This is a genomic window from Kribbella sp. NPDC051770 (assembly GCF_040681455.1).
In the GTDB taxonomy this organism is placed as follows: domain Bacteria; phylum Actinomycetota; class Actinomycetes; order Propionibacteriales; family Kribbellaceae; genus Kribbella.
In genome coordinates, this window is record NZ_JBFAYT010000007.1 from 335081 (window position 1) to 355734 (window position 20654).

Consider the following 20654-nt stretch of genomic DNA (forward strand, 5'->3'; position numbering starts at 1 on the left):
GGCGGCCGATAGTGTCCAGGCATGTCGCAGCCCAGTCAGCACGAGCCAGGGGCGTTCCCGCACCAGACGGCGTACCGCGGTGACGACTCACGGAAGCGGAGGCTCAGCATGACCGGCCTCATCCTCGGCGGTGTGCTGCTGGCGCTCGCTGTGATCGTGCTGCTCGTTCTCGCGCTGCTGTTCGTGCTCGGCGGGGGCGGAGACAGCGCCAGGTTCGCGCCGGTCGCCCGAGGCTTCCTCCTGACGAGCGCCACGGTCGGTGGGCTCGGTGCCGTCAGCCTGGTGTTCGGGTTGATCACCAGGAAGTGATCAGCTCGCCTGCCCAGCCGTAGTCCTGCTTCCAGCCCTGCCCGGTCGGCGCCAGGATGAGCCGTTCCACTCCCGCTTGCTCGTACGCCGCCACCTGGTCGGCTGCCTTGGCCAGGTCGGCGTCCAACGCCGGAGCCACGATGCTGATCGTCGGTCGCGGGCGCCCGTGCTTCGCCGCGAGCTCCCCCAGCAACTCCAATCGGCCGGCAACCTCCCCGAGCGGCAGTCCGATCGGCACCCACCCGTCGCCGAACCGCGCGGCACGCTCGAGCGCCTTGGTGCCAGCTCCCGCCACGAGAATCGGCGGTACCGCTGCCCCAGGTGCGAGCGTCACCTCAACGTCTTCCACCACAGCAGCGCGCCCAGCGACCAGGTCCGGGAGCACCTCCAGCGCCTCGTCGGTCAGCCTCCCCCGGTCGGCGTACGAAACCCTCGCAGCGCGCCACCCCACGTCCCCGTGCGCCGGGTTCCCCGTCCCCACTCCGAGCACCACGCGATCCCCCGACACCTGCTGCAGCGACGCCACCTGCTTGGCGGCCCAGGCCGCGGGCCGCAGCGCGAGCAGCATCACGCCGTACCCGACCTTCACGCGCGAAGTCACCGCGGCCGCCGTCGTCAGCGCGACCGTGCTGTCGACCATCGGCCCGCTGGCCACCAGATGATCAGTCGCCCACACCGACCCGGCTCCAGCCGCCTCGGCCACCCGCGCAGCCTCCGCCACCTCCCGCCCGGCCTCGGCAGTCGGTAGGAACAACCCCAGCTCGATCGTCATACCAACCGGCAACCCGCCGACCCCGCAAACTCTTCCCACACAACGCAAGAAGGCCGGTCCCGAGGGACCGGCCTTCTCAAACTCGCAAGGGGTGGTGGAGGTGGCGGGAATCGAACCCGCGTCCTTCGGCGCCGACCCAAGACTTCTCCGGGCGCAGTCTGAATTAGTGTTTTCTCAGTCCCAGCGCTCGCACAGACACGTCGCTGACGGACTCAGTCACTGTAAATGTCCCATGCCCACCCCGTGACCGGGCTAGCACAGCAAGCTTCCTAGCTGAGGCCAGGAACCGGGTCGGAAGCACTCCCGGGCTGACCGCTTCTTTAAGTGCTCAGGCTGTCAGGCAGCGAGAGCGAAGCTCTGACGCGTATTAGCGGCAGTTATTGTTTTCCAGAGATCGTTAACGAGATAACCCTGGATCCTCGGCCCGCTTCTCTTGGAACGTACGTCCAAAGTCGAAACCGTTCACCCCCTGTTGAGTTGTCAAACTCCTACCGGTCCTCGGACCAGCAGAAGACCAACACTACCAAGTCCAACCCCGGAACCGCACCAGGGATTCCCTACTTGAGCAGCCGCAGCGTGAACGGGTACTTGAAGTCCGACCCGAGCAGCGCGGCCAGGCCGCCGATGCCGGTCAGCACGAACCAGACCAGCCCGACGATCGGGAACAGGAACCCGGTGAACCCGTCGGTGATCCCGGTGACGATCCCGAGCAGCGTGAACACCGCGAGCGCGCTGATCTGGAAGTTCACCGCCTCGACGGCGTGCTTGCGGACGACCGGGTTGGTCTTGCCGGCGGTCGCGACGACCAGCGCCGGGCCGACGAAGAACGTCGGGTACCCGAGCCAGTGCGAGATCGTGCCCATCCCGCGGCCGGAGCTCTGGTAGGGCTGCAGCGGCGCCGGGCGGGTGAACGCGGCCGGTGCGTAGGTGGGGACCGGGCGGGCCAGCAGCCCGTCGAAGGAGCCGTTCAGCTCGGCCCGGGTCTTGGCCTTCAGCGCCAGCTCGAGCCGGGTGTCGAACTCGAGGTGGGTCAGCCGGCCGTCGGCGTACATCTCTTGCAGGATCTCGACCGCACGGTCCCGTTGGGCCGGCGTCACCAGCAGCTCTGAAGTGGACATGCCCCCACTCTGCTGCCGAAACGCCGTCCGCCCCATCGGGTGCCGCCCGGAGCCACCCCTGAGCCGACCCCAGGGACCGCCGTACGACGAACGGCCGAGCCCGTACGCCGGCCGGCCGCGGGCCGGGTCGCCGTACGCGAGGTCTCAGCGCCGGCTGCGGTCCGACAGCGCCCGCTGCGCCTCCCGGTTCGCCTGCCGCTCGGCCAGCGCGTGCCGCTTGTCGTAGTCCTTCTTGCCGCGCGCCGTGGCCAGCTCGACCTTCGCGTAGCCGTCCTTGAAGTACAGCGACAGCGGCACCAGCGTCACGCCCTGCTGCTCGACCGCGCGGATCAGCTTCTCCATCTCGTCGCGGTGCAGCAGCAGCTTGCGGGTCCGCCGCGGGTCGTGGTTGGTCCACGTCCCGTGCGTGTACTCCGGGATGTGCAGGTTCTGCAGCCACAGCTCGTTGCCGCGGACGGAGCCGAAGGCGTCGACGAGCGAGGCCCGGCCCAGCCGCAGGGACTTCACCTCGGTCCCCGTCAGCACCAGGCCGGCCTCGACCACGTCGTCGATGTGGTAGTCGTGTCGCGCCTTACGGTTCTGCGCGATCGGCTTCTGGCCGGTCTCTTTCACCATCCGGCCAGTATCCCACTTCACTCACAGGTACTTCATCGGGTTTGTCACGCGACCGTCGCGGTAGACCATGAAGTGCAGGTGGCAGCCGGTCGAGTAGCCGGTGGTCCCGACGTACCCGATCACCTGGCCCTTCTTCACGTGCTGGCCGACGCGGGCCTTGTAGCGGGACAGGTGGTTGTAGACGGTGGTGATCGAGTCGCCGCCGATGACGCCGTGATTGACGAAGATCCGGTTCCCGTAGCCGCCGTTGTAGTAACGGTCGGTGACCACTCCGCTGGCCGCAGCGTGGATCGGCGTACCGCAGCCGGCGCCGAAGTCGGTGCCGTCGTGCAGCTTCCAGTAGTGCAGGATCGGGTGGAACCTCATCCCGTACGGCGACGTGATGTAGGTGTTGATCGGGAAGCTGAGCCCACCGTCGTTGTCCGGCTCGTCCGGTACGTCGCGCGGCGGCCGGTGCTCCTTCTTCGCCTTCGCCCGCTCCGCCGCCTCCGCGGCGGCCTTCCGCCGGGCCGCGGCGGCCTTCCCGGCCCGCGCCCGCGCGATCAGGATCTGCTCGACCCGGGACCGCTCGGCGACCAGCGACTGGTAGTGCGCGAGCTCGGAGTTCTTGTCCTTCTCGGCCGCCTGCTGAGCGACCAGCCGGGTCGCGGTGACGGCGGCCGCGGCGGCCTTCTCCGTCGCGACCTGCTGGGTCAGCGTGGTGACCTCCTGGACGGTCCGCGCCGCCTCGGCCTTCTGCGCCGCGACGATCCGCTCCGCCTCGGCCAGCTTGGCCTGCTTGTTCGCGAGCTGGGCCTGGGCGTTGTTCAGGTTGGTGATCGCGTTCCCGGTGATCCCGAAGACGTTGCGCTGCACCTGCATCCCGCTGGCCAGGTCGGCCGGCGAGGCGCCGCGGAGCACGATCGACAGCCCGACCAGCGGGTTCTGCTGCTGGTACGCCGACCGCACGGCCCGCCCGGCGAGCGCCTGCTTGGCGGCGATCTCCTTCTGGCCCGCGGCAACGTTCGTCCGCGCGGTGGTCAGCGCCTGCTCGGCGGCACGAAGCTTGCTCGCGGCCACCACATCGGCGGCCTTCGCCGCGGCCAGCTTGCCCTGCACGGCGGCGTACCGGGCCTGGACGGCCTGGTACTGCGTCTCCGCCTGGTTGTAGGCGGCAACGGACTTGGACAGCTGGTCGTACGACTCGTGCAGATCGGCCTTGGACTGGTTGATCTGGCTGTCGAGCTGCTTCTTCTGCGCGTTCGGATCGGGTGGGTCCGCCTGGGCAGACGGAACCACCGCCAGCGCTCCGGCGGTCATGGACAGGACAACGCAGCAAGCGGCGACAACCGTCTGCCGGGCGGCCGGTCGCTTGCGTGACCGGTCGCTCGATGTGGCGGTGGCGCCGATGCTGTCGTCTCGCTTGATGCGTCCCCGCTCACGCGGGTTCGCACCGGGGAAGTGCGGGACCACAGTCGACCCCTTGCTCTGGGTTGAGTTGTCGTGCTACTGCACGATAAGTCACCGAGGTCAGACTTTGAGGTATTTCCGCGTCGTCAGGAATGTCGGGACCACGGCGAGCACCAGGCCGACGACCACCATGATCAGGGTCGCCTGGAAGGTTTCGGCCGCGCCGACCCACTGCCAGACCCGGAACGTCTCCTGGGCCCGCTGCATGACGACGAAGTACACGCCGACCCAGAGGGTGCCGCAGGCAAGGACCGCGCCGATCAGGGCCGCCAGCACCGCTTCGAGCAGGAACGGTAGCTGGATGTAGAAGTTCGAGGCGCCCACCAGGCGCATGATGCCTATCTCCCGCCGCCGGGCGTACGCCGCCAGGCGGATCGTGTTGGAGATCTGCATCAGCGCGGCGACCAGCAGCAGGGCTGCGGCGACCAGGGCTCCGACTTGCAAGCCGTTCAGCGCCTTGAAGAGTGGATCGAGGTACTGTCTCAGGTCCTGCACGGTGTCGACCCCGGGCAGGCCGGCCACGGCGCTGACCAGGTTCTGGTAGCGCTGTGGGTCCTTCAGCTTGACCCGGTACGACTCCTGCATCTGGTCCTCGGTGACCGTGGAGACGATCGGCGAGTCCTTGTACAGCTTCTTGAACTGCTCGAAGGCTTCCTTCTTCGACTCGCCGAAGACGCCCTCGGGCGCGGTGTCGGGGCTGGCCTCGATCACCTGCTTGATCCGGTTCTTCTGCTCCGTGGTCACCTCGGCGCCGGTGCAGCCGCGGCCGCCGGAGTCCTTGGTGCACATGAAGATCGAGATCTGGATCTTGTCGTACCAGTTGCCCTTCATCAGGTCGACCTGCTCGCGGGCGAGCAGCGCGCTGCCGAACAGCGACAGCGAGACCCAGATGGTGACGACGACCGCGATCGTCATCGACAGGTTCCGCTTCAGACCGATGCCCAGGTCCGAGAGAATGTAGTTCAATCGCATAACAAGTCAGTCCCTAAGATCAACGCAGTCTCAGTGCTGGTAGCCGTAGACGCCGCGCGACTCGTCGCGGACGACGTGGCCGTTCTCCAGCTCGATCACGCGCTTGCGCATCTGGTCGACGATCGAGACGTCGTGGGTGGCCATCACCACGGTCGTCCCGGTCCGGTTGATCCGGTCCAGCAGCTTCATGATGCCGACCGACGTCCCGGGGTCGAGGTTTCCGGTCGGCTCGTCGGCGATCAGGATCATCGGCCGGTTCACGAACGCGCGGGCGATCGCGACCCGCTGCTGCTCACCGCCGGACAGCTCGTCGGGGAGCCGGTCCTCCTTGCCGTCCAGACCGACCAGCTCGAGCACCTCGGGCACGGTCTTGCGGATGTGCGAGCGCGGCTTGCCGATCACCTGCAGCGCGAACGCGACGTTCTCGGCGACGGTCTTGTTCGGCAGCAGCCGGAAGTCCTGGAAGACGGTGCCGATCTGCCGGCGCATCTGCGGGATCCGCCAGCTGGCCAGCCGGTTCAGGTCCTTGCCGGCGACCATGATGTGGCCCTTGGAGGTCCGGTGCTCACGCAGCACGAGACGAAGGAACGTCGACTTGCCGGACCCGGAGGTGCCGACCAGGAAGACGAACTCGCCCTTCTCGATCTCGACGTTCACGTTCAGCAGGGCAGCCTTGGACTGACCCTCGTACGTCTTGGAAACATTCTCGAAGCGGATCACGGGACATTCCGGCCGTGGTCGGGAACAGGGAGTGACGTGTCGGTAACCACGAAAGCACCGTACGCCACCGGGAGCGGCCGCCGATCAGTCTAGGGGCATCCGGGCGGTGTTCCGGTCAGGCGTGCCGCCCTCTCGACGCGCTCAGGCGGGAGCGGGCGCCGTACCGCTGCCGTTCTCCGGCCGGGCGTCCGCAATCCGGGCGACGCCGGGCTCGGGTTTGCGGCCCGCGCGGCGGGCCGCCTCGACGTGCAGCCGGGCCAGCTCCACGGCCTGCCGGGAGACCTTCACGGTCTTCTTCTCAGCCATCGGCGGGCTCCTTCTTCCTCGACCACCTCGATGTCGGCATCGGCAAGTTCAGCGTACGTCGACTCGCCGACGCGGTCGATCGCGACGGCGGCGGTCAGCGCGGCGACCAGCTCGTAGTCCTCGGGCTGCAACAGTTCCGACCGCATCAGTGAACGCAGCGTGACCACACCGGCGTCGGTCCCGGTGTCGTCGTCGTTCATGATCTGCTCGACCGCCCAGCGGACCATCCGCATCGTCTCCTCGCGGTGCCGCCAGGTGTCCAGCTCGCGGTCGGACTTGCGGGTCAGGTACGCGCCCAGGGCGACGCCGCCGAGCGCCAGCAACGGGCTCAGCACGGTCATCACCACCCCGACCACCGAGATCCAGGTCGGGATCACGGACACACCCCCACAGCCATGGCTGTCCTCCCAAATTGCTGGTGATGACCGGTCGATGATGTTACGAAGGACAGCAAACCACTCACCACCGACAAGGACGTCACGTGGAAGATCCGGACTGCTACGACGTGTTCGTGCAGGGCACCGTGTTCCTGGACATCGTGCTCACCGGACTGGAGACCGCCCCGACCACGGGGACCGAGATCTTCGCCGAGGGGATGGGTTCCTGCCCGGGCGGGGTCGCCAACTTCGCGATCGCCGCCAGCCGGCTGGGCCTGCGCAGCGGCCTGGCCGCGGTCTTCGGCGACGACGTGTACGCCGACTTCTGCTGGCGGACGCTGGCCGACCAGGAGAAGGTCGACCTGTCGCACTCGCGCCGGATCGGCCACTGGCACTCCCCGGTCACGGTCTCGATGTCGATCGACCGGGACCGGGCGATGGTCACCCACGCGCACGAGGCGCCCGGCGACCCGAGCAAGCTGGTCGGCCCCGGGCTGAAGACCCGCTCGGCGATCGTGCCGGTCGCCGAGGAGCTCCCGGGCTGGACGGCCGAGGCCCGCGAGTCCGGCGCGCTGCTGTTCGGCGACGTCGGCTGGGACCCGACCGACACCTGGTCGCCGGCGGTGCTGGACGTGCTGGAGGGCTTCCACGCCTTCACCCCGAACGCCGGTGAGGCGATGGCCTACACCCGGACCGACACCCCGAAGGCCGCGCTGCACAAGCTGGCCGAGCGGGTACCGCTGGCGGTCGTCACGAACGGTTCGGACGGCGTACTGGCGATCGACTCGGCCACCGGCGAGGAGGAGCACATCCCCGCGCTCCCGGTGCGGTCGTACGACCCGACCGGTGCGGGGGACGTGTTCCTGGCCTCGCTGGTGCTCGGCACGCTGCGCGGCTGGCCGCTGGCGCACAGGCTCGCGTTCGGCAACCTGTGCGCCGGGCTGTCGGTGCAGCACTTCGGCGGCTCGCTGGCGGCGCCCGGCTGGGGCGACATCATCGACTGGGTCCGCGACCACAGCCGTACTCGCCCGGGCGGCGTCGATCCCGAGATCCTGCGGCACTACACCTTCATCGGCGACGTCCTGCCCGAGGGCCCGGTCCCGATCGTCCGCCGGGCCGGCGCGACCATCGCCCGGCTGTCGGACGCCTGAGCAGCGTCACCGACACCAGCACCAGCAGCACTCCCCCGGCGACGAACCCGTACGACGGCCCGGCCCGGTCGATCAGCAGCCCGGTCAGCGACGCCCCGGCGGCGCTGCCGAGGTTGTTGGCCGTGTTGATCCAGGTGCTCGCCTCGGTGCGCTGGTCCGGCGGCGTGAGCTCGTCGGCCGCGACGTACGACACCACGAACAGCGGCGACACCGCCAGGCCGAACGCGGCCATCACCACGCCCAGCACCACCAGGTGGCTGACCAGCGAAGCAGCGAGCAGCCCAACAGCCAGTACGCCGATCAGTCCCGCCAGCTGCGTCTCAGCGGGCCGCGTGTGCTTCCGGCGCCCCCACGCCAGTCCCCCGACCACGCTGCCCAGCCCGATGCCCGCCTCGACGAAGCCGGCCGCTCCCGGCCGCCCCTCCGCCTGGGCTGCACCGGCGATGCACAGGTACGCCGTACTGACTCCGGCTGCTGTCACCAGGATGACCAGCAGGATCCGGCGCAGTCCCCTGTTGGTCAGCGGGCCCAGCGGGTGCCGGGCCGGGCTCGGCGGACTGGTCCGGCGGGTCAGCGGCGCGGTGACCATCAGACAGGTACCAGCGGCCAGCAGCGCCGCCGTACAGATGAGTGATGCGGGTGCTGACCAGAAGCTGATCAGCAGACCGGCCAGCAACGGCCCGGCCAGGTAGAGGGACTCCTCACAGATCGCGTCGAGCGCGTAGGCGCGCTCCTTGAGACCGGTGTCGTCGGTGATGAGCCGCCAGTTGGCGCGCATCGACGGGCCGAGCGGTGGGGCGAAGAGGCCGGTCACAGTGACCAGGGCAACCAGGAGAGCCGGCGTCGTGAGCTGAGTGGCTACGACCAGGCCCAGTGCGCAGACGAGAGCCAGTGGCGGCAGGACGACGCGCTGGCTGTAGCGGTCGACCAGTCGAGCTTTGAACGGCATCGACAACGAAGACAGGCCGAAGCCGGCTCCAGCGGCTCCGGCAACGGCGAAGGAGCCGGTTGCTGCGTGGACGGTGAAGAGGATGGACAGCGGGAGCAGACCGTACGCCAGCCGGCCGAACAGCGCGGGCACGAAGGTGCGCAGCGCGGACGGCAGCAGCAGGACAGCACGGTAGCTCCCAGCACGCGTGGTGCTGGACATGAGAAGGCGCTCCTAGAGAGCCCCGGCCTCAGACAGAGACGGGGGACGACAGATGGGCTCGGTAGCGAGCCCTCTCTAGTGCGGCAGGCGGGACATGCGGCACACCCTACAACGCGCAGCAGGCCACGCCACTGGTTTTCCGGCGGCCGGAAATGGGGCACCAGGGAACCCGGTCGGCCGTAGGGTCGATCCAGGGCGCGCGGGCTGTGGGACCGCGCCAGAGCTGGAGGTACGACGAGATGCCGGGTGCTGACGGGTTCAACCGCAGGAGCTTCCTCGCCCTCGGAGGCGGGCTGGCCGCGATGGCCGTCGCCGGCTGCGGGTCGAACACCGGCCGCGGCGACTCCAGCGGTGGTGGCGCCTCCGGCGACAAACCGGCGCTCGCCCAGTGGTACCACCAGTACGGCGAAGCCGGCACCCAGCAGGCCGTCGAGCGCTACGCCAAGGAGTACCCGGACGCGACCGTCACGGTCCAGTGGTCGCCCGGCGACTACGACAAGAAGACCGCGGCCGCACTGCTCACCGACGGCGGGCCGGACGTCTTCGAGTACGGCAACGGCCCGTCGATCGACATGATCAAGGGCGGCCAGGTCGCCGACCTGACCGATCTGCTCGGCGACGCGAAGAGCGACTTCACGCCGTCGCTGCTGGCTCGCGTGACCTACCAGGGCAAGCTCTACGCGATCCCGCAGGCCACCGACATGCAGCTGCTGGTCTACCGCAAGAGCCTGCTGCAGCAGGCCGGCGTCCAGCCGCCGACGACTGTCGACGAGCTGATCGCCGCCGCGAAGAAGCTGACCACCGACAAGGTGAAGGGCCTGTTCGTCGGCAACGACGGCGGCGTCGGGATCCTCGGCGGCCCGGCGCTCTGGGCGGCCGGCGTCGACTACCTGACCGAGGACGGCAAGTTCGGCTTCGACAGCCCGGCCGCGGCCGAGTCGCTGCGCAAGTTGCGTGAGCTGTTCACCTCCAAGGCGTTGTTGCTCGGGGCACCGACCGACTGGTCGGACCCGTCGGCGTTCACCCAGGGCCTGACCGCGATGCAGTTCACCGGCCTGTGGACGTTCCCGGTGATCCAGAAGGCGTTCGCGGACGACTTCGGCGTCCTGCCCTGGCCGAAGCTGAACGCGACCACCGGCGCCCCGAGCGTCCCGGTCGGCGCGTACGGCGCCTCGGTCAGCACCAAGTCGAAGAACGTCGACGCGGCCAAGAAGTTCGTCAAGTGGCTGTGGGTCGACCAGACCGACAAGCAGCTCGACTGGGCGCAGAGCTACGGCTTCCACATCCCGGCCCGCAAATCGCTGGCCGAGAAGGCCGACAAGCTGAAGTCCGGCCCGGCCGCCGACGCGGTCAAGTTCGTCAACGAGAACGGGCACGCCCAGACCCCGTTGCTGTGGACCCCGAAGTCCGGTACGGCGTACTCGGACGCGGTCAGCCGGATCGTCAAGAACGGCAGCGACCCGGCCACCGAGATCAAGGCGGTCAAGGCCGTCGTGGAGGCTGAGCTCGAGCGCATCGCCGGCTGATGCCGGCGCTCGCCACGCGGCTGCGCGGCCGCTACGACCGCAACCTGTGGTTCGCGGTCTTCGTCGGCCCGTTCGTGCTCGGTCTGCTGGTCTTCGTCTACATACCGATCGTCTGGTCGGTGGTGCTGAGCTTCTTCGACGCGCGCAACACCGTCACGCCGACCGAGTTCGTGGGCCTGGGCAACTACCTGGACATGCTCCGGGACGCCGCGTTCCGGTCCAGCCTGCTCACCTTCCTGCTGTTCGCGCTGTTCATCGTCCCGACCACGTTCGTCTTCTCGCTCGGCCTGGCCCTACTGGTCAACAGGACCCGGGTCGCCAAGACGTTCTTCCGCTCGGTGTTCTTCCTGCCGACCGCCTGCTCGTACGTCGTGGCGTCGCTGATCTGGAAGCTGTCGATCTTCAACGGCGTCCGCTTCGGCCTGGCCAACACCGTGCTCGGCTGGTTCGGCGCGGAGCCTGTCGCCTGGCTCTCGGTCACCCAGCCGCCCTGGTACTGGCTGGTGATCGTGTCCGCGCGGATGTGGCTGCAGACCGGGTTCTACATGATCCTGTTCCTGGCCGGTCTGCAGCGGATCGCGCCGGCGCTGTACGAAGCAGCCGCGATCGACGGCGCGACCGGCTGGAAGGTGCTGCGCTACATCACCCTGCCGCAGCTGCGCGCCACGTCGACCGCCGTACTGCTGCTGCTCCTGATCAACGCGTTCCAGGCGTTCGACGAGTTCTACAACCTGCTCTCGAGCGCCAGCGGCTACCCGCCGTACGCGCGACCGCCGCTGGTCTACCTGTACTACGCGGCGCTCGGCCAGGGCCAGGACTTCGGCCACGGCAGCGCCGGCGCCGTACTGCTGACGCTCCTGATCGCGCTGGTCGCGCTGGTGCAGGGCAGGTTCCTTGGCCTCGGCAAGCGGGAGGACTGAGATGGCGATCCAGCGATCCAGCGCTGACCGGGCCGGCTCGGTCGTCCGGTACGTCGTACTGGCGGTCCTCGCGCTGCTGTTCCTGCTGCCGTTCTACCTGCTGGTCCGCAACGGCCTGTCGACCGAGCAGGACATCACGTCACCGGACTGGAAGCTCTTCCCGTCGTCGCTGCAGTGGCACAACATCGTTGACCTCTTCAACGATCCGCTGGTCCCGATCGGGCGGGCGCTGCTCAACTCGCTGGTGATCTCGGTCGTGCAGACGATCGGCGTCCTGGTGATCTCCGGCCTGGCCGGCTACGGGCTGGCCCGGATCCCGTTCCGGTACGCCAACGCGGTCTTCTACTTCATCGTCGCGACGCTGCTGATCCCGGCCGCGGTCACCTTCGTGCCGAGCTTCGTGCTGGTCTCGACGCTCGGCTGGGTGAGCACGCTGCGCGGGCTGATCGTGCCCGGGCTGTTCCAGGCGTTCGCGACGTTCCTGTTCCGGCAGTACTTCCTGAACTTCCCGCGCGAGCTGGAGGAAGCGGCGCAGCTCGACGGTACGGCGTACTGGGGGACGTTCTGGCGGATCGTGGTGCCGAACTCGACCGGGTTCATCGCCGCGATCGGCACCATCACGTTCATCGGGTCGTGGAACGCGTTCCTGTGGCCGCTGGTGATCGCACCGGACCAGAGCGCCTGGACGGTGCAGGTCGCGCTGTCGACGTTCCTGACCGCGCAGACCGTCAACCTGCCGCAACTCTTCGTCGCCGCCAGTGTCGCGATCGTGCCGCTGGTGGTGATGTTCGTCTTCCTGCAGCGCTGGATCGTCGAAGGCGTCGAGCGCTCGGGGATCAGTGAATAGTCTCTTGGAGGGGGCACCATGATCGACCAGTTACGCAAGGAAGTCTCCGGACCGGTTCTCGCCCGGGGCGACGAGGGCTTCGCGGCCGAGGTGGCCGCGCAGAACACCGCGATCGTGCACACGCCGGAAGTTGCCGTCGGCATCGAGTCCGAGGAGGACGCGGCGGCCGTCGTACGGATCGCCGCTGCCACCGGTACGCCGGTCCGGGTGCTGGCCACCGGCCACGGTTCCGCCGTACCGGTCACGGACGGGATCCTCGTCACCACGCGGCGGCTCGGCGGAGTGAGCATCGACCCCGAGACCCGGGTCGCGACCATCGGCGCCGGCGTGCGCTGGGCCGAGGTGATCGCCGCAGGCGCCGAGCACGGGCTCGCACCGATCGCGGGCGCGTCCGACAACGTCGGCGTGATCGGCTACACCACCGGCGGCGGCCTCGGCCCGCTGGCGCGCAACTTCGGCTTCTCTTCCGACTGGGCGCGCAGCTTCCGCCTCGTCACCGCCGACGGCACCGTCCGGACGGCGTCGGCTGACGAGAACCCGGACCTGTTCTGGGCGCTGCGCGGCGGCAAGTCCGGCTTCGGCATCGTCACCTCGATGGACTTCGAGCTGGTCGAGCTGAGCACCCTGTACGGCGGCTCGCTGATCTACGACGCCGACCAGATCGCGCCGGTCTTCAGCGCCTGGGTCGACTGGACCAAGACGCTGCCGCGGGAGGCGACCACGTCGGTGGTGATCCTGCGGCTGCCGCCGCTGGAGTTCATCCCCGAGCCGCTGCGCGGCAAGACGGTGCTCAGCCTGCGGTTCGCGTACGTCGGCGACCCGGCGGGCGGGCGGTCGCCGAAGGTCGACGTCGCCGAGGGCGAGCGGCTGCTGCAGCCGATGCGCGACGCCGGGACGGCGCTGATGGACGGCGTCCAGGAGATGCCGGCGTCACGGATCGCGGACATCCACAACGACCCGCGCGACCCTGGTCCGGGCTGGGATCGCGGGCACCTGCTCGCCGACATCGACGCCTCGTTCGCCTCGGCGTTTCTCGGCGTGGCGGGCCCTGAGCAGCAGATCCCGTTCGTGGCCGTCGAGATCCGCCACCTCGGCGGCGCGGTCGCCCGGGACGTGCCCGAGGGCTCGGCCGTCGGCGGCCGCGGTGCGGCGTACACGCTGATCCTGATCGGCGCCCCGGACCCGTCGCTGTTCGCCACGGTCCTTCCCCCGGCCGCCGAGGCGGTGCTGGCACCGCTGGAGCCGTGGCGCTCCCCCGAGCACAACGTCAACTACGCCGGCGGCTTGACCGTCCCCGGCTCCTACGAGGCCTGCTGGCCGGCCGAGACTTTCCAGCGCCTCGCCGAGATCCGCAAGACCTACGACCCGAACGTGCTGTTCCCCTACGGTCCGCCTACAGCGCAGGGATGACGTCCCGCCCGTACGACGCCAAGGTCTCCTCCTTGGCGTCGTGCTGGAGGTAGAGCGCGAACTGGTCCACGCCGAGGTCGCGCAGCTCGCGCAGCCGGGTGAGGTGGTTCTCGACCGGGCCGAGGATGCAGAACCGGTCGACCACCTCGTCCGGCACGAACGCGGTGTGGGTGTTGCCGGCCCGGCCGTGCTCGGCGTAGTCGTAGCCCTCGCGGCCCTTGATGTAGTCGGTCAGCGCGGGCGGGACGGTCCCGCTCGCGCCGTACCGGGCGACGATGTCGGCGACGTGGTTGCCGACCATCCCGCCGAACCAGCGGGTCTGCTCGCGCTGGTGCTCCAGATCGTCACCGACGTACGCCGGTGCCGCGACGCAGAACTTGATCGCCGCCGGGTCGCGCCCGGCCTCCTCGGCCGCGCCGCGGACGGCTGAGATCATCCAGGCCGCGATGTCCGGGTCGGCGAGCTGCAGGATGTACCCGTCGCCGACCTGCCCGGTCGCGGCCAGCGCCTTCGGCCCGTACGCCGCCACCCAGACCTCGAGCGCACCGTTCTCGACCCAGGCGAACTTGAGCTGCTGCCCGCGGTACTCGACCGTCCGCCCGCAGGCCAGCTCGCGGACCACCTCGACGCACTGCTTCAGCTCCGCGATCGTGCCCGGCTTCGCGCCGAGCGTGCGCAGCGCGGAGTCGCCGCGGCCGATGCCGCAGATCGTCCGGTTCCCGAACATCTCGTTCAGCGTCGCGAACTGGGAGGCGATCACGGTCCAGTCCCGGGTGCCGGGGTTGGTCACCATCGGGCCGACGATCACGTTCTGCGTGGCGGCCAGGATCTGCGGGTAGATCACGAACGGCTCCTGCCAGAGCAGGTGCGAGTCGAACGTCCAGATGTGGCTGAAGCCGGCCTGCTCGGCCTTCACGGCCAGGTCGACGACTGCCGAGGCCGGCGGATCGCACTGGAACACCACTCCGAAGTCCACCGGGCTCCTCCTTCAGACCAGGTACGACGACAGGCCGCGGCGCAGGTACCGACCGTGTCCCTTCCGGCCATGGTAGTTGCCGTCGGCCACGATCACCCGGCCGCGCGAGGTCACCGTGTCGACATGTCCCCTGACCTCGAACCCCTCGTACGCCGAGTGGTCCATGTTCATGTGGTGGGTCTCCACGCCGATCCGAGTCTGCCCGTTCGGGTCGTAGACCACCACGTCGCCGTCCGAACCTGGCTGAATCACGCCCTTCTGCGGATACAGCCCGAACATCCGGGCCGGTGTCGTCGCGATCGTCTCGACCCAGCGCTCCAGCGACAGCTGCCCGTCGACGACACCCTGGTACACCAGGTCGACCCGGTGCTCGACGCCGCCGATCCCGTTCGGGATCTTGGAGAAGTCGCCGATCCCGAGCTCCTTCTGGTCCTTCATGCAGAACGGGCAGTGGTCGGTCGACACGATCGCCAGATCGTTGCTCCGGAGCCCTTTCCAGAGGTCGCGCGCGTGGTTCTCGTGCTTGCTGCGCAGCGGCGTCGAGCAGACCCACTTCGCGCCCTCGAACCCGGGCGCGCCCAGCTGGTCCTCGAGCGTCAGGTACAGGTACTGCGGGCAGGTCTCGGCGAATACGTTGCGGCCCCGGTCGCGCGCGGCGGCGACCGCTTCGAGCGCGCCGCTGGCCGACAGGTGCACGATGTACAGCGGACAGTCCTCCGCGACCTCGGCGAGGGCGATCGCGCGACTGGTCGCCTCCGTCTCCAGCGCCGGCGGCCGGGTGATGCCGTGGTAGATCGGGTCGGTCTCGCCGCGGGCCAGCGCCTGCTGGACCAGGACGTCGATCGCGATCCCGTTCTCGGCGTGCATCATCACCATCGCGCCGTTGGCCCGCGCGGTCTGCATCGCGCGCAGGATCTGGCCGTCGTCGGAGTAGAAGACGCCCGGGTAGGCCATGAACAGCTTGAAGCTGGTGATCCCCTCGTCGGCGACGAGCTGGTCCATCGCCTTCAGTGCGTCGGTGTCCACGCCGCCGAGGATCATGTGGAACGCGTAGTCGACGTGACAGTTGCCCTCGGCCTTCGCGTGCCAGGCGGCGAGCCCGTCCTGGACCACCTCACCGGTGCGCTGCACGGCGAAGTCGATGATCGTCGTCGTCCCGCCCCAGGCCGCCGCCCGGGTCCCGGTGTCGAAGGTGTCGCTGGCCGCCGTACCGCCGAACGGCAGCTCCATGTGCGTGTGCGCGTCGATCCCGCCCGGGATCACGTACTTGCCGGCCGCATCGATCACCTCGTCGGCCTGCACCTGCGCGCTGTGCTCCGGGTCGAAGACCGCCGCGATCTTCTCGCCGACGATCAGCACGTCCGCCGGGTGCGTCCCGGTCGGTCCGACCACCGTCCCGCCCTTGACCAGCAACGACATCCTCGACGCTCCTCCGCTAGGGGGTTGGTGCTAGGGGGTTGGTGCTAGGGGGTTGGTGCTAGGGGGTTGGTGCTAGGGGGTTGGTGCTAGGGCTTGGTCAGGTCTCCGTAGGCGTCCGGCCGCCGGTCCCGGTAGAACTGCCAGCGGTCCCGCACGGTATCGAGCAGCCCCAGGTCCAGGTCCCGGACGATCAGCTCCGGGTTGTGGTCGTCGCCGACCTCCCCGACGAACTTGCCTTCCGGGTCCACGAAGTACGACGTCCCGTAGAAGTCGTTCTCCCCGTACTCCTCGACCCCGACCCGGTTGATCGCCCCGATGAAGTACTCGTTGGCGACGGCGGACGCCGGCTGCTCCAACTTCCACAGGTACGACGAGAGTCCCCTCGAGGTTGCCGAGGGGTTGAACACGATCTTCGCCCCCGCCAGCCCCAGCGCCCGCCACCCCTCCGGGAAGTGCCGGTCGTAACAGATGTAGACCCCGATCCGCCCGACCGCGGTGTCGAACACCGGATACCCCAGGTTCCCCGGCCGGAAGTAGAACTTCTCCCAGAACCCCTTCACCTGCGGGATGTGGTTCTTCCGGTACTTCCCCAGGTACTTGCCGTCAGCATCGATCACGGCCGCGGTGTTGTACAGCACCCCCGCCTGCTCCTGCTCGTACATGGGCAGCACCATCACCATCCCGAGCTCCGCCGCCAGCGCCTGGAACCGCTCGGTCGTCGGCCCCGGCACACTCTCGGCGTACGCGTAGAACTCCGGATCCTGCACCTGGCAGAAGTAGGGCCCGTAGAACAGCTCCTGGAAGCAGATCACCTTCGCCCCCTGAGCGGCCGCCTCCCGCGCATACCCCTCATGCGCCTTGACCATCGACTCCTGGTCCCCGGTCCACCCCGTCTGCACCAACGCCGCCCGCACGATCTCCGCCATCGCGAACCTCCCGCTAGCCGAGCACCCATGCTCCGCCCGATCACCACCCGGCGTCAACGACCCTGCTACTTGTACGCCGCCAGGTACACGTGGCAACCGTGCTCCTCGTGCACCACGCTGAACGCCCCGAACCGCAGCTCCGACACCCCCTCCGACAGCACGATCCAATGGTCGGCGAACGCCAGCAGCTTGCTGCCGGCGGACCGGCGGCAGGTCGGGATCAGTTGCACGGCGGGTTCCTCCTCGGGGGTCGACGCAGCCTGGTCGGCGCAGGATCGCCGGTAAGGTCTTGCTGTGGAGAGGGTTACGTTGCGAGACGTTGCCGCGCGGGCCGGGGTTTCGATGAAGACCGTGTCGAACGTGGTGCGCGGGTACCAGCACGTGAGCCCTCGGATGCGGGAGCGGGTGCAGGCGGCGCTCGACGAGCTCGGGTACCGGCCGAACCTGAGTGGGCGGAGTCTCGCGACCGGGCGGTCGAGCATGCTGGCGCTCGCCGTACCGGATCTTCGGCGGCCGTACTTCGGGGAGCTGGCGCACGTCTTCGCCCGGGTGAGCACCGAGCGTGGGTACCGGCTGCTGCTGGAGGAGACCGGCGGTACGGCGGAGGGCGAGCGCGCGGTGCTGCGCGATCTCGAGGTGGGGGTCGTGGCGGGGATGGTGATCCATCCGCAGGCGCTGACCGCCGCCGAGCTGGAGGTGCTGCGGCACGACACGCCGCTGGTCTTCCTCGGCGAGGACCCGCGGCCGCCGACGGCCGATCAGGTCGCGATCGACAACGTCGCCGCCGCGGCCGAGGCGGTCGCGCACCTGGTCGCACTCGGCCGGCGCCGGATCGGCTTCATCGGGCACGAGGCCGGCGCGCTCTCCAACCCGTCCGAGCTCCGCCTGACCGGCTACCGCCGGGCGCTGACCGCCGCCGGGCTCCCGTACGACGAATCGCTCCTCGTCACCCGCGCCGAAGGCGACGCCCTCGGCGCCGAGACCGCTCTGAACTCCGCGCTAGACTCCGGCCTCCGCGTCGATGCCCTCCTCTGTCGCGACGACCTGGCCGCCATCGGCGCTCTCCGCGCGCTCACCCAGCACGGGTACGCCGTACCGACCGATGTCGCCGTCATCGGCTGGGACGCGATCGAGCTGGGCGCCAGTACGACGCCCAGCCTGACCAGCGTCGAGCCCGACACCCACGCGCTGGTCGAGCGGGCCCTGGACCTGCTCCTCGACCGCATGGAAACGCCCGACTCCCCCGGCCACCAGGCGACGGTGGGGCATCGTCTGGTCTACCGGGAGAGCGCTCCAGCACTCGCGCGCTGACCAGCAGCCCGCGCCGTCAGCCCACGACAGCGCCCAGGAGCTCGATCACGGCGGCCCGCACGGACTCAGGTAGCTCCACCGCCGCCAGCTCCGCAATCCGTTCGGCCGCGGGGCGATCGGCGGTGATGATCTCCCAAGCCTCCAGCTTCTCCGGATTGCCGCACTGAGAACGCTCCAGCAGCTCCAGGATCGCCTCCGACTGATCGACCCCCACCCGCAGCTCACCCTCGACCCGTACGACGCTCTCCGAGTCCGCCCGGGCGCTGAACGACACACTCCACCGCCCGTCGACCCCGACCACCTCGACCGGCTTCCCGTCCACACTCACCGCGCCGGACGGCAGCGTCGCGAGGAACGTGATCGTCCACTCCCGCACCTCCGGCACGACGTCAGCCCGGTCAACCGCCCCGACCCGGAACGCACCGTGCTCAGCATCCCAACCGAGCGCCGTCCGCACCGGAGCATCACTCACCCGGTCGTCCTCGGCGTCCTCCAGCAACTCGAACTCACCGGACGCCGCCGGCGCCACCAGTACCTCGAACGACCCCGGGTTCCGCGTCGCATCCAGCTCGTCCGTCAGCGGCAGAATCCCGCCGGCCTTCAGCAGCACCGGAATCGACTCCACCGATCGGTGCAGCTCCACCGCCCGGTCGCCCCGGTAGACCGTCCCGGTGAAGACGTCAGTCCACACGCCGGAAGGCAACCAGGCCCGCACCCGCCCGCGCAACGACTCCGGCGACCGCGGCGACGTGATCGGCGCGACCACCAGCTCCGTCCCGAACGCATACTGATTCGGTACGCCGTACGCCTCCGCCCGCCGCGGCTCCAGGTGATACATCGGCCGCACCAACGGCGTACCAGCCGCCGCGAGATGGTTCATCGAGTGCAGGTAAGGCACCATCCGGTGCCGGAACCGCAACGCCTCCCCCATCGCCGACCGGTGCTCGGACGGAAACGCCCAAGGCTCCTTCCGGATGAACGGGTTGTTCGCCGAGTGCAGCCGCGAGATCGGTGAGAACACCCCGAACTGCACCCACCGCGTCGCCAGCTCGTCGTCGCGAACACCCCGCGTGTGCCCGCCGATGTCGTGGCTCCACCAGCAGTACCCGATGTTCGCCGCGGTCGCCGTGAACTCCGGCTGGAACGCCAGCGAGGCCCACGACACGACCGCGTCCCCCGAGAACCCCACGGCGTACCGGTGACTGCCCGGCCCGGCGTACCGCGAGAACGTCATCCCCGGCCGCCCGTCGCGCGCCGCGTCGAGCGTGTGGAAGTGGTTCAGCAACCACAACGGATCGACGCCGACGGCGTTCGAGCTCGACCCCTGCTGCCAGTCGATCCACCAGAAGTCGACGCCCTCGGCCTCGAGCGGGTGATGCAGCTGCTCGAAGTACGCGCGCAGGAACGTCTGATCCGTCGGGTCGAACGGAATCGCCGCTCCACTCTCCGGATCGACCCCGACCGCCCGCGCCACCGCGGGGTACGCATCCTCAAAAGCCCGTACGCCGTCCGCCGGGTGCAGGTTGAGCGTCGTCCGCAGCCCGCGCTCGTGCAGGCCCTTCAGAAACGCCGGCGGGTCAGGGATCAGCGACCGCTCCCACGAGTACCCCGTCCAGCCGTTCCCGTACTCCGGCGGCACCGAGTCCACCCGGTGCCAGTCCATGTCGATCACCGCGACCGAGAACGGCAGCGCCTCGTCGGCGAACCGATCCATCAGCGCGAGGTAGGAGTCGCTCGTGTACGGGTGGTACCGGCTCCACCAGTTCCCGAGCGCCCACCGCGGCAGCCGTGTCGGCGCACCCGACACGGCGTAGAACGCCTCGACCGCCGCCGCGTACTCGCGCCCGTACGCGAACACGTACAGGTCCCGCCGGCCGTCGACCCGCGTCCCGATCCAGCCGTCGTCCTCGAACAGGAACGACTCCGAGTCGTCCAGTACGGCGACGCCGCTCGGCGCCACGACTCCCGGCCCGAGCTCGGCGCGACCGTCGACGTCGTCGAGGGTGCGGGTCGTGCCGCCGAGGTCGCGCGACGGTTCGCCGTACCGCCAGCGGCCGCTGTCGCGCCCGAGGCACTCGACGAGCAGGCCGTGCGTCGAGAACGGCTGTCCGTCGTACCGGAGGCGGGCCCGCTCGGTGGTGATCACGACACCGCGCTCGTCGCGCTCGACGGTGAACTCCACCGGCGCGACGTCCCGGCGTACGGCGAAGGTCGAGACGCGGTCCTCGAACGCACCGTCCTCGGACCACTCGATCCGGAACAGCCCGCTGCCGAGCACCGAGACCCGCCAGTGCTCGCCGCTGACCTGGTGGTCGGCGCGCGCTCGCGGTGATGCCCCGGGCAACGGCCGGACGACGGGCAGGTCGGTCATGGATCTCCT

The 20654-nt window shown here is 69.4% G+C and carries 21 protein-coding genes and 1 other RNA gene; 7 read left to right on the top strand and 15 right to left on the bottom strand.

Translation table 11 applies throughout. The features are described from left to right. The first annotated feature begins 21 nt into the window (after positions 1-21). Positions 22-309 (top strand): hypothetical protein, encoded by a 288-nt coding sequence (locus AB0M01_RS24445; protein WP_363673206.1) that lies wholly within the window; start codon positions 22-24, stop codon positions 307-309. Here AB0M01_RS24445 and AB0M01_RS24450 read toward each other — a convergent pair. From AB0M01_RS24450 to AB0M01_RS24490, 9 genes are all read right to left on the bottom strand, one after another. Further along, entirely contained in the window at positions 296-1081 is a 786-nt protein-coding gene (locus tag AB0M01_RS24450; protein WP_363673208.1) for an LLM class flavin-dependent oxidoreductase, read from the bottom strand. The two genes, AB0M01_RS24445 and AB0M01_RS24450, sit on opposite strands and share 14 nt — an antisense overlap. A 92-nt stretch (positions 1082-1173) precedes the next feature. Then, positions 1174-1551: a transfer-messenger RNA gene (gene ssrA, locus AB0M01_RS24455) on the bottom strand. 87 nt (positions 1552-1638) lie between these two features. Beyond that, complete coding sequence (locus AB0M01_RS24460) at positions 1639-2199, bottom strand: DUF1707 and DUF4870 domain-containing protein (protein WP_363673210.1); 561 nt, start codon at positions 2197-2199, stop codon at positions 1639-1641. 144 nt (positions 2200-2343) lie between these two features. Continuing rightward, positions 2344-2814, bottom strand: coding sequence for an SsrA-binding protein SmpB (gene smpB, locus AB0M01_RS24465; RefSeq protein WP_363673212.1), 471 nt, complete (start codon positions 2812-2814; stop codon positions 2344-2346). A 21-nt stretch (positions 2815-2835) separates the two neighbouring features. Continuing rightward, positions 2836-4113 (bottom strand): peptidoglycan DD-metalloendopeptidase family protein, encoded by a 1278-nt coding sequence (locus AB0M01_RS24470; RefSeq protein WP_363673214.1) that lies wholly within the window; start codon positions 4111-4113, stop codon positions 2836-2838. A 210-nt stretch (positions 4114-4323) separates the two neighbouring features. Next, positions 4324-5235 carry a permease-like cell division protein FtsX gene (gene ftsX / locus AB0M01_RS24475; RefSeq protein WP_363673216.1) on the bottom strand — a complete coding sequence of 304 codons (912 nt, stop codon included), beginning with the start codon at positions 5233-5235 and terminating at the stop codon, positions 4324-4326. 30 nt (positions 5236-5265) lie between these two features. Next, a complete protein-coding gene (ftsE, locus tag AB0M01_RS24480) occupies positions 5266-5955 on the bottom strand; it encodes a cell division ATP-binding protein FtsE (protein WP_077013482.1) in 690 nt (229 codons plus the stop codon). 141 nt (positions 5956-6096) lie between these two features. Next, on the bottom strand, positions 6097-6261 hold the full coding sequence (locus AB0M01_RS24485; protein ID WP_344174524.1) for a hypothetical protein: 165 nt from the start codon (positions 6259-6261) through the stop codon (positions 6097-6099). Further along, complete coding sequence (locus AB0M01_RS24490) at positions 6240-6638, bottom strand: hypothetical protein (RefSeq protein ID WP_363673219.1); 399 nt, start codon at positions 6636-6638, stop codon at positions 6240-6242. Before AB0M01_RS24490 ends, AB0M01_RS24485 begins: the two co-directional genes overlap by 22 nt. Before the next feature lie 104 nt (positions 6639-6742). Between AB0M01_RS24490 and AB0M01_RS24495 the strand changes: the two genes are divergently transcribed. Further along, the gene (locus tag AB0M01_RS24495) at positions 6743-7789 is read left to right on the top strand and encodes a PfkB family carbohydrate kinase (RefSeq protein ID WP_363673221.1); all 1047 of its coding nucleotides are present in this window, start codon (positions 6743-6745) and stop codon (positions 7787-7789) included. On the opposite strand, the gene AB0M01_RS24500 is transcribed toward AB0M01_RS24495, so the two are convergent. Next, on the bottom strand, positions 7707-8939 hold the full coding sequence (locus AB0M01_RS24500; RefSeq protein WP_363673223.1) for an MFS transporter: 1233 nt from the start codon (positions 8937-8939) through the stop codon (positions 7707-7709). The two genes, AB0M01_RS24495 and AB0M01_RS24500, sit on opposite strands and share 83 nt — an antisense overlap. 239 nt (positions 8940-9178) lie before the next feature. Between AB0M01_RS24500 and AB0M01_RS24505 the strand changes: the two genes are divergently transcribed. The 4 genes from AB0M01_RS24505 to AB0M01_RS24520 are packed head-to-tail and all read left to right on the top strand — an operon-like array spanning position 9179 to position 13642. Further along, positions 9179-10465 carry a sugar ABC transporter substrate-binding protein gene (locus AB0M01_RS24505; protein ID WP_363673225.1) on the top strand — a complete coding sequence of 429 codons (1287 nt, stop codon included), beginning with the start codon at positions 9179-9181 and terminating at the stop codon, positions 10463-10465. After that, the gene (locus AB0M01_RS24510; protein ID WP_363673227.1) at positions 10465-11385 is read left to right on the top strand and encodes a sugar ABC transporter permease; all 921 of its coding nucleotides are present in this window, start codon (positions 10465-10467) and stop codon (positions 11383-11385) included. The genes AB0M01_RS24505 and AB0M01_RS24510 overlap by 1 nt, the downstream gene beginning before the upstream one ends. Position 11386: 1 nt before the next feature. Next, positions 11387-12232 carry a carbohydrate ABC transporter permease gene (locus tag AB0M01_RS24515; protein WP_363673229.1) on the top strand — a complete coding sequence of 282 codons (846 nt, stop codon included), beginning with the start codon at positions 11387-11389 and terminating at the stop codon, positions 12230-12232. Between the two features lie 18 nt (positions 12233-12250). Continuing rightward, complete coding sequence (locus AB0M01_RS24520; protein WP_363673231.1) at positions 12251-13642, top strand: FAD-binding oxidoreductase; 1392 nt, start codon at positions 12251-12253, stop codon at positions 13640-13642. Here AB0M01_RS24520 and AB0M01_RS24525 read toward each other — a convergent pair. The 4 genes from AB0M01_RS24525 to AB0M01_RS24540 form a co-directional block, all read right to left on the bottom strand. Then, positions 13626-14618, bottom strand: a complete 993-nt coding sequence (locus tag AB0M01_RS24525) for a TIGR03842 family LLM class F420-dependent oxidoreductase (RefSeq protein ID WP_363673233.1) — start codon at positions 14616-14618, stop codon at positions 13626-13628. The genes AB0M01_RS24520 and AB0M01_RS24525 overlap by 17 nt on opposite strands. Before the next feature lie 12 nt (positions 14619-14630). After that, positions 14631-16037, bottom strand: a complete 1407-nt coding sequence (gene hydA, locus AB0M01_RS24530; RefSeq protein ID WP_363673235.1) for a dihydropyrimidinase — start codon at positions 16035-16037, stop codon at positions 14631-14633. 86 nt (positions 16038-16123) lie between these two features. Then, the gene (locus AB0M01_RS24535) at positions 16124-16963 is read right to left on the bottom strand and encodes a nitrilase-related carbon-nitrogen hydrolase (RefSeq protein ID WP_363673237.1); all 840 of its coding nucleotides are present in this window, start codon (positions 16961-16963) and stop codon (positions 16124-16126) included. A gap of 65 nt (positions 16964-17028) precedes the next feature. Further along, positions 17029-17193: a hypothetical protein gene (locus AB0M01_RS24540; RefSeq protein WP_363673239.1), complete on the bottom strand. Its 165-nt coding sequence runs from the start codon at positions 17191-17193 to the stop codon at positions 17029-17031. 79 nt (positions 17194-17272) lie between these two features. On the opposite strand from AB0M01_RS24540, the gene AB0M01_RS24545 reads away from it, so the two are divergent. Beyond that, on the top strand, positions 17273-18274 hold the full coding sequence (locus AB0M01_RS24545) for a LacI family DNA-binding transcriptional regulator (RefSeq protein ID WP_363673241.1): 1002 nt from the start codon (positions 17273-17275) through the stop codon (positions 18272-18274). 16 nt (positions 18275-18290) lie between these two features. Here the strand turns inward: AB0M01_RS24545 and AB0M01_RS24550 are convergent, their stop codons facing one another. After that, positions 18291-20645, bottom strand: coding sequence for a TIM-barrel domain-containing protein (locus tag AB0M01_RS24550; RefSeq protein WP_363673242.1), 2355 nt, complete (start codon positions 20643-20645; stop codon positions 18291-18293). Positions 20646-20654: the final 9 nt, after the last annotated feature.

What these genes read in the sequence shown, in the direction of transcription:
- AB0M01_RS24445 (WP_363673206.1), top strand. Translation starts at nt 22, where the DNA reads ATGTCGCAGCCCAGTCAGCACGAGCCAGGGGCGTTCCCGCACCAGACG.
- AB0M01_RS24450 (WP_363673208.1), bottom strand. Translation starts at nt 1,081, where the DNA reads ATGACGATCGAGCTGGGGTTGTTCCTACCGACTGCCGAGGCCGGGCGG.
- AB0M01_RS24460 (WP_363673210.1), bottom strand. Translation starts at nt 2,199, where the DNA reads ATGTCCACTTCAGAGCTGCTGGTGACGCCGGCCCAACGGGACCGTGCG.
- smpB (WP_363673212.1), bottom strand. Translation starts at nt 2,814, where the DNA reads ATGGTGAAAGAGACCGGCCAGAAGCCGATCGCGCAGAACCGTAAGGCG.
- AB0M01_RS24470 (WP_363673214.1), bottom strand. Translation starts at nt 4,113, where the DNA reads ATGACCGCCGGAGCGCTGGCGGTGGTTCCGTCTGCCCAGGCGGACCCA.
- ftsX (WP_363673216.1), bottom strand. Translation starts at nt 5,235, where the DNA reads ATGCGATTGAACTACATTCTCTCGGACCTGGGCATCGGTCTGAAGCGG.
- AB0M01_RS24485 (WP_344174524.1), bottom strand. Translation starts at nt 6,261, where the DNA reads ATGGCTGAGAAGAAGACCGTGAAGGTCTCCCGGCAGGCCGTGGAGCTG.
- AB0M01_RS24500 (WP_363673223.1), bottom strand. Translation starts at nt 8,939, where the DNA reads ATGTCCAGCACCACGCGTGCTGGGAGCTACCGTGCTGTCCTGCTGCTG.
- AB0M01_RS24505 (WP_363673225.1), top strand. Translation starts at nt 9,179, where the DNA reads ATGCCGGGTGCTGACGGGTTCAACCGCAGGAGCTTCCTCGCCCTCGGA.
- AB0M01_RS24510 (WP_363673227.1), top strand. Translation starts at nt 10,465, where the DNA reads ATGCCGGCGCTCGCCACGCGGCTGCGCGGCCGCTACGACCGCAACCTG.
- AB0M01_RS24515 (WP_363673229.1), top strand. Translation starts at nt 11,387, where the DNA reads ATGGCGATCCAGCGATCCAGCGCTGACCGGGCCGGCTCGGTCGTCCGG.
- AB0M01_RS24520 (WP_363673231.1), top strand. Translation starts at nt 12,251, where the DNA reads ATGATCGACCAGTTACGCAAGGAAGTCTCCGGACCGGTTCTCGCCCGG.
- hydA (WP_363673235.1), bottom strand. Translation starts at nt 16,037, where the DNA reads ATGTCGTTGCTGGTCAAGGGCGGGACGGTGGTCGGACCGACCGGGACG.
- AB0M01_RS24535 (WP_363673237.1), bottom strand. Translation starts at nt 16,963, where the DNA reads ATGGCGGAGATCGTGCGGGCGGCGTTGGTGCAGACGGGGTGGACCGGG.
- AB0M01_RS24550 (WP_363673242.1), bottom strand. Translation starts at nt 20,645, where the DNA reads ATGACCGACCTGCCCGTCGTCCGGCCGTTGCCCGGGGCATCACCGCGA.